Origin of the sequence: Pseudomonas sp. RA_15y_Pfl2_54 (assembly GCF_963971015.1) — a bacterium.
Taxonomy (GTDB): domain Bacteria; phylum Pseudomonadota; class Gammaproteobacteria; order Pseudomonadales; family Pseudomonadaceae; genus Aquipseudomonas; species Aquipseudomonas baetica_A.
On sequence record NZ_CAXAPN010000014.1, the window covers coordinates 12,561 to 26,822 of the forward strand.

15 protein-coding genes are annotated in these 14,262 nt (G+C 60.0%); 9 read left to right on the forward strand and 6 right to left on the reverse strand.

The annotated features are described in order from the left end of the window. Positions 1-35 precede the first annotated feature (35 nt). The 4 genes from AACY50_RS12120 to AACY50_RS12135 are packed head-to-tail and all read left to right on the forward strand — an operon-like array spanning position 36 to position 3,555. Complete coding sequence (locus AACY50_RS12120; RefSeq protein WP_339431250.1) at positions 36-965, forward strand: metal ABC transporter substrate-binding protein; 930 nt, start codon at positions 36-38, stop codon at positions 963-965. Continuing rightward, complete coding sequence (locus AACY50_RS12125; RefSeq protein ID WP_339431249.1) at positions 962-1,741, forward strand: metal ABC transporter ATP-binding protein; 780 nt, start codon at positions 962-964, stop codon at positions 1,739-1,741. The genes AACY50_RS12120 and AACY50_RS12125 overlap by 4 nt, the downstream gene beginning before the upstream one ends. Next, positions 1,741-2,640 carry a metal ABC transporter permease gene (locus AACY50_RS12130; protein ID WP_339431248.1) on the forward strand — a complete coding sequence of 300 codons (900 nt, stop codon included), beginning with the start codon at positions 1,741-1,743 and terminating at the stop codon, positions 2,638-2,640. The genes AACY50_RS12125 and AACY50_RS12130 overlap by 1 nt, the downstream gene beginning before the upstream one ends. Next, positions 2,641-3,555, forward strand: coding sequence for a metal ABC transporter substrate-binding protein (locus tag AACY50_RS12135; protein ID WP_339538609.1), 915 nt, complete (start codon positions 2,641-2,643; stop codon positions 3,553-3,555). It begins immediately after the preceding gene. An 82-nt stretch (positions 3,556-3,637) separates the two neighbouring features. On the opposite strand, the gene AACY50_RS12140 is transcribed toward AACY50_RS12135, so the two are convergent. From AACY50_RS12140 to AACY50_RS12160, 5 genes are all read right to left on the reverse strand, one after another. Further along, the gene (locus AACY50_RS12140) at positions 3,638-3,862 is read right to left on the reverse strand and encodes an MbtH family protein (protein ID WP_221729142.1); all 225 of its coding nucleotides are present in this window, start codon (positions 3,860-3,862) and stop codon (positions 3,638-3,640) included. 83 nt (positions 3,863-3,945) lie between these two features. Continuing rightward, positions 3,946-5,358 carry an aspartate aminotransferase family protein gene (locus AACY50_RS12145; RefSeq protein ID WP_339495694.1) on the reverse strand — a complete coding sequence of 471 codons (1,413 nt, stop codon included), beginning with the start codon at positions 5,356-5,358 and terminating at the stop codon, positions 3,946-3,948. Positions 5,359-5,501: 143 nt separating this feature from the next. Beyond that, the gene (locus AACY50_RS12150) at positions 5,502-5,987 is read right to left on the reverse strand and encodes a GNAT family N-acetyltransferase (RefSeq protein ID WP_339431245.1); all 486 of its coding nucleotides are present in this window, start codon (positions 5,985-5,987) and stop codon (positions 5,502-5,504) included. Between the two features lie 129 nt (positions 5,988-6,116). Further along, entirely contained in the window at positions 6,117-7,439 is a 1,323-nt protein-coding gene (locus tag AACY50_RS12155; protein WP_339431244.1) for an ATP-binding protein, read from the reverse strand. Then, positions 7,439-8,119 carry a response regulator gene (locus AACY50_RS12160; RefSeq protein WP_221729146.1) on the reverse strand — a complete coding sequence of 227 codons (681 nt, stop codon included), beginning with the start codon at positions 8,117-8,119 and terminating at the stop codon, positions 7,439-7,441. Before AACY50_RS12160 ends, AACY50_RS12155 begins: the two co-directional genes overlap by 1 nt. Positions 8,120-8,389: 270 nt before the next feature. Between AACY50_RS12160 and AACY50_RS12165 the strand changes: the two genes are divergently transcribed. From AACY50_RS12165 to dsbG, 5 genes are all read left to right on the forward strand, one after another. Next, complete coding sequence (locus AACY50_RS12165; RefSeq protein ID WP_339431243.1) at positions 8,390-9,082, forward strand: hypothetical protein; 693 nt, start codon at positions 8,390-8,392, stop codon at positions 9,080-9,082. Positions 9,083-9,158: 76 nt separating this feature from the next. After that, on the forward strand, positions 9,159-9,851 hold the full coding sequence (locus AACY50_RS12170) for a hypothetical protein (protein WP_339431242.1): 693 nt from the start codon (positions 9,159-9,161) through the stop codon (positions 9,849-9,851). 91 nt (positions 9,852-9,942) lie between these two features. Beyond that, on the forward strand, positions 9,943-11,676 hold the full coding sequence (dsbD, locus tag AACY50_RS12175; protein ID WP_339464779.1) for a protein-disulfide reductase DsbD: 1,734 nt from the start codon (positions 9,943-9,945) through the stop codon (positions 11,674-11,676). After that, a complete protein-coding gene (locus tag AACY50_RS12180; protein ID WP_339538610.1) occupies positions 11,676-12,545 on the forward strand; it encodes a TlpA disulfide reductase family protein in 870 nt (289 codons plus the stop codon). The genes dsbD and AACY50_RS12180 overlap by 1 nt, the downstream gene beginning before the upstream one ends. After that, entirely contained in the window at positions 12,521-13,291 is a 771-nt protein-coding gene (dsbG, locus tag AACY50_RS12185; protein WP_221729151.1) for a thiol:disulfide interchange protein DsbG, read from the forward strand. The genes AACY50_RS12180 and dsbG overlap by 25 nt, the downstream gene beginning before the upstream one ends. A 108-nt stretch (positions 13,292-13,399) precedes the next feature. Here dsbG and AACY50_RS12190 read toward each other — a convergent pair whose 3' ends face one another. Then, positions 13,400-14,215 (reverse strand): alpha/beta fold hydrolase, encoded by an 816-nt coding sequence (locus AACY50_RS12190; RefSeq protein WP_339431239.1) that lies wholly within the window; start codon positions 14,213-14,215, stop codon positions 13,400-13,402. Positions 14,216-14,262 lie beyond the last annotated feature (47 nt).

Sequence of the window (14,262 nt, forward strand, 5' to 3'; positions counted from 1 at the left end):
TTCCTCGCCCTTATTCGAGAGAAGACCGCTTGCCCATGTCTATTTCATCGCCTCGCCGTCCGTTGTTACGTTTGTTTCTAGCGGGCCTTTGCGCCTGCCTGCTGAGCCCGCTAGCGAGCGCCGATCCGGCCAAACGCCTGCGTATCGGCATCACCTTGCATCCTTATTACAGCTATGTGGCGAACATCGTCGGCGACAAGGCTGAGGTCGTGCCGCTGATTCCTGCGGGTTTCAATCCGCACGCCTACGAACCCCGGGCCGAGGACATCAAACGCATCAGCGGTCTGGATGTGATCGTGCTCAACGGTGTCGGCCATGATGATTTCGCCGACCGCATGATCGCGGCCAGCGAAACGCCAAACGTCAACACCATCGAAGCCAACGAAAACGTGCCGCTGCTGGCCGCCACCGGGGTCGCCGCACGCGGTGCCGGCAAAGTCGTGAATCCGCATACGTTCCTGTCGATCAGCGCCTCTATCGCGCAGGTCAACAACATCGCTCGCGAGCTGGGCAAACTCGATCCGGACAACGCCAAGACCTACACCCAAAATGCCCGCGCCTACGGCAAACGCCTGCGGCAGATGCGTGCCGATGCGCTCGCCAAACTGACCCAGGCACCCAACGCCCAATTGCGCGTCGCCACGGTTCACGCCGCTTATGACTACCTGCTGCGCGAATTCGGCCTGGAAGTGACCGCGGTGGTTGAACCGGCCCACGGTATTGAACCGAGCCCGAGCCAGTTGAAAAAGACCATCGACCAGTTGCGCGAACTGGACGTAAAAGTGATTTTTTCGGAAATGGACTTCCCATCCACGTATGTCGACACCATTGAGCGTGAGTCAGGCGTGAAGCTGTACCCGCTGTCGCACATTTCTTACGGTGAATACGCGGCAGACAAGTACGAAAAGGAAATGACCGGCAACCTCAACACCGTGGTTCGGGCGATTCAGGAGTCCGGCGCATGACGGTAAAACAAACCCTTTCTGACGCATCCAGATCCGCTGTGAGAGCGAGCTTGCTCGCGCAGGTTTCGGGGCCGACGCTGGATTTTGCCGAAGTCAGTCTGACGCTGGGGCGCACCACGATTCTCGACAACGTAACCTTTGAGGTACAGCCCGGCAGCGTGCATGCACTGGTCGGCCCCAACGGGGGTGGCAAGAGCTCGCTGATCAAGACGTTGCTGGGGCAAATGCCGCATCAGGGGCAGTTGAGCCTGCAATGGCCCGGCATGCCCGGCACCATCGGCTACGTCCCGCAGGCGCTGGAATTCGATCGCGGTTTGCCGATGACAGTCGACGATTTCATGGCCGCCATGTGCCAGCGCCGGCCGGCGTTTCTCGGATTGAGCAAGCGCTACGCCGGCGCCATCGGTGCGGCACTGGAGCGCGTCGGCATGCAGGACAAACGCAAACGCCGCATGGGCGCGCTGTCCGGCGGTGAACGTCAGCGAGTGCTCCTCGCGCAAGGGCTGATCCCGGCGCCGCAACTGCTGGTGCTCGACGAACCCATGTCGGCTCTGGACGAAGCCGGGATCCAGGTATTCGAACGCCTGCTCGGCGACTGGCGCGCAGCGGGCATCACCGTGCTGTGGATCGAACATGATCTGGACGCGGTCGGGCGTCTGGCCGATCGCGTCACCGGTCTCAACCGTCGCGTGCTGTTCGACGCCACACCGCAACAGGCATTGACTCCGGAACGCCTGCTGAGTTTGTTTTCGACCCATCCACGGAGCGTTGCCTGATGAGTTATGAAGCCTTTCGTCTGATGGTCCAGGGCTGGGCCTCCTCCGGTTACCTGCCCGAAGCGCTGGCCTATGGTTTTGTGGTCAATGCATTGCTTGCCGGTCTGTTGATCGGCCCGGTACTCGGTGGCCTCGGCACGCTGGTGGTGGTCAAGCGCTTCGCGTTTTTCTCGGAGGCGGTGGGCCATGCGGCGCTGACCGGCGTGGCCATCGGCATCCTGCTCGGCGAACCCTACACCGGACCTTACGGCAGCCTGTTCGGTTACTGCCTGCTGTTCGGCATCCTGCTCAATTACCTGCGCAACCGCACCGGTCTGGCACCCGACACCCTGATCGGCGTGTTCCTGTCAGTGTCGCTGGCATTGGGCGCGAGTCTGCTGCTGATTCTGGCGGGCAAGATCAACGTGCACATTCTGGAGAACGTGCTGTTCGGTTCGGTGCTGACCGTCAACGGCAACGATCTTGCAGTGCTGGCCATCGTCGGTTCGCTGGTCATGGCGCTGGCCCTGCCGCTGTACAACCGCATCATGCTCGCCAGTTTCAACCCGCAACTGGCCGCCGTGCGCGGCGTGGCCGTAAAGACTCTGGATTACCTGTTCGTGATTCTGGTGACACTGATCACCGTCGCGGCCGTGAAAGTCATCGGCGCAATTCTGGTGGGCGCCCTGCTGGTGATTCCGGCGGCGGCGGCGCGTTTGCTCAGCCAGTCGCTCAAGGGCTTTTTCGGGTGTTCGGTATTGATTGCCACCGTCAGCACCCTGTGCGGAATTCTCGCGCCGATCGTGTTTGATCTGCCGATTCCGTCCGGCGCCGCGATCATTCTGGTCGCCGGCATCGCCTTCGCCCTCGCCGCCATCGCGCGCGGTGTCATCCCCAGTCTGAAAGGGAACCTTGGATAAATGGCTTTTTCATTGCGCAACCTGACGTTGGCCATGGCCCTGTGCGGCGTGGTCGCAACGCCTTTGATGGCCGCCGAAAGCGCCAAAACCCTGCGAGTGCTCGCCTCGCTGCCAATCACCTATGGCCTGGGCGAGGTGCTGCTCAAAGGCACCGACGTCAGCCTGGAACGTGCGGCACCGGCCAACCTGCCGGGCAGTCGCCAGACCGCCTACTTCACCGGGCGCGGCGCGCCGGCGTTGAGCAAACTGGCAACCGGCGCCGATGCGGTGATCGGTGTGCGCTCGCTGTGGGCCGATGATCCGCTGTACCCGATCGCCCGCCGCAGCAACATCCGTATCGTTGAAGTCGATGCTGCCCGCCCGGTCGACGGCGCCCTGCCCGGCATCGCTGTGCAACCGGGGTTGAAGGTCGATGGTTTGAACAGTCAGCCATGGCTGGCGAGTAACAACATGGGACGCATGGCCGACGTGATGGCCGCCGATCTGGTGCGTTTGGCACCGACCGCCAAGACGAGGATCGAGGCGAATCTGGCGGCGTTGAAACAGCGCTTGCTCAAGCTCAGCGCCGACAGCGAAGCGCGTCTGGCCAGTACCGATAATCTGAGTGTGATGAGCTTGAGCGATCACTTCGGGTATCTGATCGGCAGCCTGAACCTGGAGCTGATCGGTCAGGACCCACGCCCTGATGCTGACTGGGCACCTGAAGATCTGAAGCAACTGACGGCGACGCTAAAAGACAATGAGGTGGCGCTGGTGTTGCACCATCGACAGCCGTCGGAGGCGGTAAAAGCGGCGATTGCTGAATCGGGTAGTCGGCTGTTGGTGTTGAGTACAGATGCGGCGGACCCGGTGGCTGAACTGGAAGGCAATGTCGACGAGTTGCTCAAGGGGTTGAGTGCAGTTACAGCGCATTAACGCTCTACATGATCAAATCCCGGAAATGACAAAACCCGCTGACTGCATCCAGTCCAGCGGGTTTCTTTTTTTGCCTGGCCGCTTATTGAGCGGCTGTCAGACCTTCCATCTTCTGGCGCAGGCTCAGCGGACGCATGTCAGTCCAGACTTCCTCGATGTAGGCCAGGCATTCCTTCTTCAAGCCGCTCTTGCCCACGGTGCGCCAACCCTCTGGCACGGCTTTGTAATCCGGCCAGATCGAGTACTGCTCTTCGTGGTTGACCACGACCTGAAAGAGGATGTCCTCGCGGTCGAATACTGACGTCATGCTGATTCTCCATCGTTGTAAGGGTGGGCTGCTCGAAGGGTGCAGCCGGGTATGTAGAAAGAACGTTCGGCGTGGTGAAAAATTTAGAGTGCCGCGATGGCCGCGCCCAGGGCGCGACCGAAAATCTCGGCAACACGGTCGATCTCGGCAGCGGTGATCACCAGCGGCGGCAGGAAACGCACCACCGCGCCATGACGGCCACCCAGTTCCAGAATCAAGCCACGCTTGAGGCATTCGCGCTGCACCAGTGGCGCCAGTCGCGCAAACGACGGTGGATGGCCGAGCGCATCCGGGGCGCCATTCGGATCGACCAACTCGACACCAAGCATCAAACCGCGACCACGAACATCGCCCAGTTGCGGGAAATCCCGTTGCAGGATGCGCAGGTGCTCACTCAAACGCTCGCCCATGGCGGCGGCGTGTTCGCACACCCTGTGTTCGACCAGATACCGCATGACCGCAGAGCCTGCAGCCATCGCCATCTGATTGCCCCGGAAGGTACCGGCGTGGGCGCCCGGTTGCCAGGTGTCGAGCCAGTCGCGATAGACCACCACCGCCAGCGGCAGACTGCCGCCGATGGCTTTGGACAGCACCACCACGTCCGGGGTGATGCCGGCGTGTTCAAAGGCGAACATCTTGCCGGTACGGGCGAAACCGCTCTGGATCTCATCGACAATCAGCGCCACACCAGCCTTCTCGGTGATCCTGCGCAAACCGCGCAGCCATTCGATATCGGCGGGGATCACACCGCCCTCGCCCTGCACCGCCTCGACGATCACCGCCGCAGGCAATTGCACGCCCGCTTCAGGATCGTTCAGCAGGTTTTCCAGATAGCTCAGGTTTGCCTTCACCCCCGCCGCGCCACCGAGGCCAAACGGGCAACGGTAGTCATACGGGAATGGCATGAACTGCACGCCGCTGCTGAGCAAAGCCCCCAGCGGTTTTTTCGGCCCCAGGCTGCCCATCAGGCTCAATGCCCCCTGGCTCATGCCGTGATAACCGCCGGAGAACGACAGCACCGTACTGCGCCCGGTGGCGGTGCGCACCAGTTTCAACGCCGCTTCCACTGCATCAGTGCCGGTCGGGCCGCAGAACTGGATTTTCGCTTGCGCCGCCAGCGCCGGGGGCAGCAGGCCGAACAGATCCTGGACAAACTGATCCTTGACCGGGGTGGTCAGGTCCAGCGTATGCAGCGGCAATTCATCGGCCAGCACCTGCTGGATCGCCTCGATCACCACCGGATGGTTATGCCCCAGCGCCAACGTGCCGGCACCGGCCAGGCAGTCGATGAAAGTACGCCCCTCGACGTCTTCGACATACAAGCCCCTGGCGCGCTTGAGTGCCAGCGGAATGCGGCGTGGATAGCTGCGGGCATTGGATTCCTGCCGGGCCTGACGGGCCAGCAATGGCGATTCATTGAACTGATACAGGGTTTCCGCTGGCGCCGAGATGACCCGGGCCGACGACGCTTCGATAAGGCTGGTGGCGACTGACATCTCTCGACCCCTCAATTGGCTATGGATAGCGACCAAAACAGCACACCCGACAATTACGCATTCCAGTCACGGCGCGCACTTGCAGGTTTTCCTGTTCTGGAAACGCTTAAGCGAGGTGAGGATTTAGGCCCTTGATCGACTCGTCATCCGGTCAACGGCAACGGCTTGTACATGGGCAGGACCTGCAAGCCTTGGTGTGCCAGGGATGGTTCGGATTCGTGATACCCCAGATGACGATAAAAGGCTTCACCGGTGCAAGTGCTGTTGAGGTGGGCGTGAAGCGCCCCCCGAACCCGCAACCAGCCTTCAAGATCATTCATCAGCGCCCGCCCCACGCCACGGCGAAAGGATTGCGGCTGTACATAGCAGAACACAATGTCGCCGCTGACCCGGGCCATGCCGACACCGACCGGCTTGTCCGCCTGCAAAGCGATACTCAAGTAGAAGTGCGGATCGGCGAGCCGGGCACTGATGGCGTCAGCGCTATGCTGTCGGGTCCAGCCACTGACGAGCAGCGGGTCATTGCGATGATCGAGCGCACAACCGAAACGGATCGAATGTTCGATGATACGGCTGATGATTCCGACGTCGGCCAGAATGGCCGGACGAATGCAGATGGGTGCTTCCATGGCGCAGTTCCCTCAATCCATTGAGTCAAAGCTTGGGTGACCTTAACCCCAAGCCAGCCGGATAGCGAACGCCGAGAAGTTACATTTGATGAGCCAAAACACTGATCCTTTGTGGGATTCATGCTGGATTCAGGCCGGTTGCAACGGCATGGTCAGTTCAACCCGCAACCCGTCCGGGCGGCTGTCGAAATGCAGCGCGCAGTCGCAACGCTGGACGATTGCCTGAACAATCGCCAGGCCCAGGCCGCAGCCCGTGCTCTGGCCATTGCGCCAGAAGCGCTGGGTCAGATGCTGCAGATCGTCCTGCGCAATGCCGGGGCCGTGGTCACGCACGACAAAGCGTACGCGGTTGCCGATGGTTTCCAGGCTCACCTCGACCGCACAGTCCTCGGGCGTGTGGCGCAGGGCGTTGTCGAGCAAATTGCGCAGCGCGGCAATCGACAGCACCGCTGGCATTTGCAATGGCGCGGCCGAGAGATTGGCCGGCACCTGCAATTCGATCCGCTGACGTTCACCACCCGTGGCGTCCTGAATGGCGAGTCTGGCCACTTGTTCGGCGCTGCATTGCGAACCGTCATCAAACGAGAGACTGCCCTCAACCCGCGCCAGCAACAGCAACTGCTCAAGCGTGCGATGCAGACGGTCGGCGCCCTCCTCGGCCCGTGCCAGCGACTGATCGCGGGCACTGCCGTCGGTCATGCGTGCCACTTGCAGGTGCGTCTTGATCGCCGTCAGCGGGCTGCGCAGTTCGTGGGCGGCGTCACCGGTCAGGCGACGTTCACGTTCGATGGTCTTGCCGATGCGCTGGAACAACTGATTCTGGGTGTCGAGCAAAGGCTTCAGTTCGCTGGGAAACGACTGCAACTGCAACGGCTCAAGCGAATCGGCATTACGCCGCATCAAAGCTTCGCGCAGACGGTTGAGCGGCGCCAGCCCTTGGCCGATCCCCAGCCACAGCAGGCACAGACATCCGAGTAACGCCACCCCCACCGGCACCGACGCCGCCAGCAGGATCGACATGTTCAGGGCTTCGCGTTCAATCTGCCGGTCCGCCGTGGTGATCCGCACATCGCCCCGGGCGAGGGTGAAACTGCGCCACGGCGCGCCGTCGATCATCTGGTCGTGGAAGCCCATTTTCTCGGCCTCCAGCGCTTGTTCAGGATGGTTGTGACTGCGGGCGAGAATCTCCCCGCGCAGCGAACTGACCTGACAGGCCATGCCGCCGGGAATGTTCAGTTGCTCGGCACTGAAATGAGTGCCCTCTCCTTTGCTCGGCAAGGCCGGCAGTTGCTCCAGCAGCCCGGCAACCATGCGTGCTGAAGCCACCAGACGCTGATCGAGGGAAAACATCATCTGATTGCGCAGATCGCTGAGCATCCACGCCGCTGCCAGCGCCCAGATCAGCGCAAACGCAGCGCCGAGGGTCAGGCTCAGGCGCAATCGCAGACTCATCACTTGTTCTGATCTCCACCATCGGCCGGCCCGAGGCGATAGCCCAGCCCTCGCACAGTCTCGACAATGCCTTTGCCCAGTTTGCTGCGCAGGTGATGGATATGCACGTTCAGCGCGTTGCTTTCCAGCTCATCATTGAAACCGTAGACGCTGTCTTTCAATTGTTCGGTGGAAAGCACTCGGCCCCGGTTGTGCAGGAGGGCTTGGAGCAGCGATTGTTCGCGTCGCGACAAATCCACCGGCTGCCCGGCCAGGGTGGTTTCACGGCTGCTCGGGTCGTAGGTCAGCGCACCGTGTTCAATCAGGTTGACGCTGCGCCCGGCCACTCGACGCAGCAGGGTTTGCAGACGCGCAAAAAGCTCACGCAGATCAAACGGTTTGAGCAAGTAATCGTCAGCGCCGGCCTGCAAGCCGTTGACGCGGTCGGTGACCGAATCGCGTGCAGTCAGAATCAGCACGGGAATCTCCAGGCCTTGTTGGCGTAGCTGCTGCAACAGTTTGAGGCCATCTTCGTCGGGCAGGCCGAGATCAAGCACCATCACGTCAAACTCGGCGACCTTGAGTATCGCCCGCGCCTTGGACGCGGTGTTGACGTGCTCCACAGTCAAGCCCTGGGCAGTGAGACCGGCGACGATACCGCTGGCGATCAACTCATCGTCTTCACAAACCAGTACGTGCATGGCAGCTCCCTGAGCAAAAGACGTGAGTGAAGCAAGTGAGGATTAAGCCGCAATTATGGCGATCCCCGCGTGTGACGCAAAGCACAGCGAACAATCGAGCGGGCCAGCACCCTGTGATCGCCCACTCCAATAGTCGGATGTTGCGCTAGATCATGTCCATCCAGCGCTTCCAGAAATAAAAAACCACACCTTTTCACTACATACAAATAACTTTTCCAGATAGTTTGAACACGCCTCACAAAAACAACCCTGATTAAATGGACTTAAAACATGCGTCAATTAAAAAACTTCGTCGCCGTCGACTGGCGCTCTGGCCCCGATCGCATTTACTTCTTTTTCAAAGACACCGACACCTATTCTCGATTCGATATCGGCGACCGACAAGTGCCGGACGGCTATCCCGGCCCCACTAAAGGCAGCTGGGACAAGTTCGACCCGTACACCAAACACTTGCGCTTCGGCTTCACCACCACGTCACTGGGGTTTAACGCCGGCAGCGACGAAGATATCGCCTGGCTGTTCTTCTACAACGGCGACACGCCGACAGTCTGCAAGTACAACCAGGACGAAGACAAAGTATCGGGCATTTACAAATTGGCCGACACGCTCTGGAAGCCGATACTTCCTTACTTTGACAAGATCATTACCGGTACATGGGCAGAGATTACGGGCCATTCTTTCCTGTTCAGATTCATCCTCAATGACGGGCATTACCTGACGTTCGACTTCAGAGCAAAAACACTGACCCGCAATGCGTTGGGCCAGCATAGGCTGGGCGCCCTTGTTCCTTATAAAAACCGGATCATCACCGGCGCACAAAATGATCGGACTTTCGCAGACAGCTATTGGTATATCTTCCTGACCGGCAACCAATACCTTGTTTACAACATACTGACAGACCGGCTCGTATCCGGCCCGCACAACATCAATGAAACCAATTGGCCGGGGCTGCTGCGCGACTGAGCCATTGTGTGACAGCCGCCGTACAAACAAACCTTAAAGCAGCAAACTTACCGCTTTTATATGAATGGAATCAGACATGCCTGAATTAAAAAATTTTGTCGCTGTGGACTGGCGCGCAGGAGAAGACCGGATTTATTTTTTCTTCAAAGACACCAACACCTACTCACGCTTCAACATTGGTGACAATGAAGTACCGGAGGGTTACCCCACACCTGTCAAGGGTCGCTGGGACACTCTCAATGACGTAAAAAACCTGCGTTTCGGCTTCACTACAACCGGAATCCCTCGGGAGAAAGTATTCTTCGATGACCGCGATATTCTGTGGTTGTTCTCTTATCAGGATAAAACTCCGGTGGTGACGTGGTACAACCAGGATACCGACAAAGTCATGGGCCACCAGCTCCTCGAACATTCAATGTGGCACCGCCTGAAACCGTACTTTGAGCGAATTATCGGAGGTACCTGGTGGCCGATTCTCGCAAAAGACAAATATTTCCGGTTTCTGTTAAGCGATGGCACTACCCTCAGCTTAAACCTGGCACGCGACACGATCAGTCACAGAACGATCAACGAGAATAATTGGCCGGGCTTGTCGCGCTATAAACATCGAATGATTTCCGTTGCACAAAATGATCGTACATCGGACAGCTCAGTGCTTTACATTTTCCTGACCAACCACGAGTACCTGAGATACGACATGGACAATTCACTAACGTACGGCCCAATGTCGGTCAATGACGGTACCTGGCCAGGACTGTTGCGTGACTGACTCGCCAAGAGGCTTCACAGGGCGCGGTTAATCATCGGTTAATCGCCACCGCCCATTCTGCGCTTCACTTGCACAGGGACAAGGCTCCTACATGCGTCATTTCTTTCTACTGTTTGCGCTTCTGATTTCGAGTCTGGCCCAGGCAGGAAACAATCCATTTGAAACAAAACCCGAGTTTCTACCGGTCGACCAGGCGTTCGCGCTCACGTCCGAACGCCTGGAATCCGGTGAAACCCAGCTATTCTGGCAAATTACAGACGGCTACTACCTGTACCAGAAACGCCTGAAATTCGACGGGCTGACGGCCGAGCAGCAGCCGGCACTGCCCGAGGGCGAATCCCACAGCGACGAGTTTTTCGGTGAACAACCGGTGTATCGCCAAGGGCTGGAGGTAAAAATTCCTGCGGCGGCCACCGGTCAAATCAAAGTCAGCTACCAGGGCTGTGCCGATGCGGGCTTGTGTTATCCGCCGCAAACCCGGGTCATCGACCTCGGGGGCGAAGCGCAAACCAATGCGAGCGCCGAGGCACCGGATCAAGCCCTGGCCAGCAGCCTGCAACAACGGGCGCTGGGCTGGAGCCTGCTGGTGTTTTTCGGCCTTGGCCTGCTATTGGCGTTCACCCCTTGCACATTGCCGATGCTGCCCATCCTGGCCGGGATGATTGTCGGCAGTGGCGCGACGCCACGTCGCGGTTTCGCGCTGGCCAGCAGTTATGTGATCTGCATGGCACTGGTGTATGCCGCGATGGGCGTGATCGCCGCACTGCTGGGGGCGAACCTGCAGGCCTGGTTGCAAAATCCTTGGCTGCTGGGTGCCTTCGCCGCCGTGTTCGTGGTGCTGGCATTGCCGATGTTCGGTTTCTTTGAACTGCAATTGCCGGTCGCGCTGCGGGACCGACTGGAACACGCTTCGCGCAGCCGCACCGGTGGCAGCCTGATTGGCGCGGGTGTACTCGGCGCGCTGTCCGGTTTGCTGGTGGGCCCCTGCATGACCGCGCCACTGGCCGGTGCGCTGCTGTACATCGCACAGAGCGGTAACGCCCTGCATGGCGGTCTGATTCTGTTCGCGCTGGGGATCGGCATTGGCGTACCGCTGTTGCTGCTGGTGACGGTCGGCAATCGCTTCCTGCCAAAACCCGGTGACTGGATGAACCTGCTCAAAGGCGTGTTCGGCTTCCTGTTCCTCGCCACCGCATTGTTGATGTTGCGCCCGGTGCTGGATCCGTCTTTGTGGCAGGGTTTGTGCGGTGCCCTGTTGTTGATCGCCGCTTATAGCGCCTGGAAACAATCCGACGGTTATGGCCGGGTTGCCCAGATGTTCGGTGCCACGTCCTTGCTGCTCGGGTTGTGGGGCAGTTTGCTGGTGATCGGCGCCGCTGGCGGCAGCGACGATCCGTACCAGCCGTTGCAGGTCTACAGCGCCGGCCGTGTCACCAACGCCGCAACGAGTGGCCATGACGCGTTCACCACTCTCAAGGATCCGGCGGCACTGCAACGCGAACTGGATACCGCCAAGGCCCAGGGCCAGTGGGTGCTGCTCGATTACTACGCCGACTGGTGCGTGTCGTGCAAAGTCATGGAAAAGCAGGTGTTCGGCAAGGACAAGGTGATGCAGGCACTGAGCGATGTGCGCCTGCTGCGACTGGATGTCACCGCCGACAACGCCGCCAGCCGTGAACTGCTCGGTCGCTACAAAGTACCGGGACCACCCAGCTTCGTGTGGATCGGCGCCGACGGCGAGGAACGCCGTAGCCAGCGCATTACCGGTGAAGTCGATGCCGATACGTTCCTGCAACGCTGGACCGCCACCCGAGACGCCAACTGATGCTGACCTTCACCCTCGGCACGTTTGCCATCGCACTTAATCACCTGCTGCTGATCAGTGCATTGGCACTGGCAACCTTTGTTGGCTGGCGGGTGGCCAAGCGTGGTGGCGATAACCCCGAGTCAGCGTTGTTCTGCCTGTTTCTGCTCGGCATACTCGCGGCCCGCATCGCATTTGTCGCCATGTACTGGAGCCACTATCGCAATGATCCGTGGCAGATCATCGACCTGCGCGATGGTGGTTTTCTTGCCTGGCCGGGGGTGATCGTATTGCTGTTGGCGGCGCTGTATCGTGGCTGGCGTCGCCCGGGGGGGCGTCGACCGCTGGGGTTCGGCGTCGCCAGCGGCGTGGCCTTCTGGCTGCTGGCGACCTTGTCGTTGAATATCTACGAACAAGGTACCCGCTTGCCGGACATCTCTCTGCGCAACGCGGCCGGGGAGACCATCAAACTCAGCGACTATCAGGGCGGGCCACTGGTGATCAACCTGTGGGCGACCTGGTGCCCGCCCTGCCGGCGGGAGATGCCGGTACTGGAAAGTGCCCAACAGCAACGCCCCGATTTGACCTTCCTGTTCGTCAATCAGGCCGAAAGCATGCAGAGCGTGGCGACGTTTCTCGAAACCCAGGGTCTGAGCCTGAGCAACGTGTTGTTCGACCGTGGCGGCCGCCTGGGTCAGGCCGTGGGTTCCATGGCATTACCCACTACCCTGTTCTATAGCCCTGACGGCCGGCTGTTGGCCAGTCATCTGGGCGAACTGTCCAACGCCAGTCTGGCCCGCGCCCTGGAAAACTTCGACGCCCCGAACCGAGCCACAGGCCCGGCCACCTCTGCAAGGAAACTGCCATGCACCGCCTCCGCCACCTGCTGACGCTGACCCTGGGCACAGCCCTGCTCCACCTGCCGTCCGTTCAGGCCGCTGAAGAGTTACCGGCCGCGATCAAAAAGATCGAAGCCAAAGGCGCAAAAATCGTCGGCCAGTTCGACGCCCCGGACGGCTTGCGTGGTTATGCCGCGCAATACCAGAACCGTGGCATGGCGCTGTACCTGACCCCGGACGGTCAACACGTTTTGCTGGGCAACCTGTACGACGCCGACGGCAAGGACCTGAGCAGCGAACCGCTGCAAAAACTGGTCTACGCGCCGATGGCCAAGGAAGTCTGGGCCAAGTTTGAAGCGAGCAACTGGATTCAGGACGGCAACAAGGATGCACCCCGCACGGTGTACCTGTTCAGCGACCCGAACTGCCCGTATTGCAACATGTTCTGGGAACAGGCACGGCCGTGGGTCAACTCCGGCAAGGTGCAATTACGGCACATCATGGTCGGGATCATTCGCGAAGACAGCCCGGGTAAATCTGCTGCGCTGCTGGCCGCCAAGGATCCGGCAAAGGCCCTGCAAGACCACGAAAAGGCAGGCAAAGGCAGTTCGCTCAAGGCGTTGAAAGACATCCCGGCGGCGGTGCAGACCAAACTGGCGGCAAACATGCAGTTGATGGAAGACCTGGACCTGCAAGCCACGCCAGCGATTTTCTATATGGACGACAAGGGCGAACTGCAACAGCAACAAGGCGCGCCGACGCCGGACAAGTTGGCGAAGATTCTTGGGCCTAAATAACACTGGACATTGTTGAGGCTACTGCCCCTTCGCAAACGAGCCCGCTCCCACAGTGGAATGCCATCCTTCTGTGGGCGCGGGCTCGCTCGCGAAGAACGATGACGCGGTCTAACCGTTGCGCTCACTCAGGAAGTTGAACAGCACTTGAGTCACAAACGCCGGATTCTCCAGATTGGAGATATGCCCCGCCTCTGGCACCAGTACCCACGGGCAACCGATCAGCTCTGCCATTTCCTGCGCTTCCGACGGTGGCCGTGGTTTGTCCTGATCGCCGCACAGCACCAGTGTGGTCGCTGCATTCAGCTCACCCAAACGCGGCAACAGGTCATCACGACCAAAGGTGATGCGCCCCATCGGCACGATGCTTTCGCGTAGCCGGTCAGCAGTGTAAGCCGCGAGTTTTGCGCGAAAACCCTGATACAACGCCGACTGCGGATCAATGCCCGGCCGGAAGAAGATCGGCACGACGATGTCGAGCAACTGTTCAGAGATTTCCCCGGTTTCCTCGATCTGTTTAAACAGCGAGAAGTAGTACTGACGGGTGGGTTCGGGTTCGACGCCAACGTAAGTGTCCATCAGCACCAGCCCCTTGAGCCGCTGCGGTGCCGACAGCGCCAGACGCACGCCCCACATGCCACCCACCGACAGCCCGACCAGCGTGACCTTGTCGATGCCCAGATGATCGAGCAACGCCTGCGCCTGACGGGCAATGTCATCCAGCGACTGAGTGCCATCGGGCAGCCGCCCGGATTCGCCATGGCCCCACAGATCCAGCGCAATCACTCGATAGTGCGGCGATAACGCGGCGATCTGCGGCGCCCACATGGCCTGGTCCCACAAATAGCTGCCGGCCAGCAACACGGCGGGGCCTGTGCCTTGATCAATGTAATGAAGTGCTTGTCCGTCCACCGTGAAAAAGGGCATCGATTCACCTGCGCGGTAAAAAAGTGAACCGGCAGACTGAGCTGCCG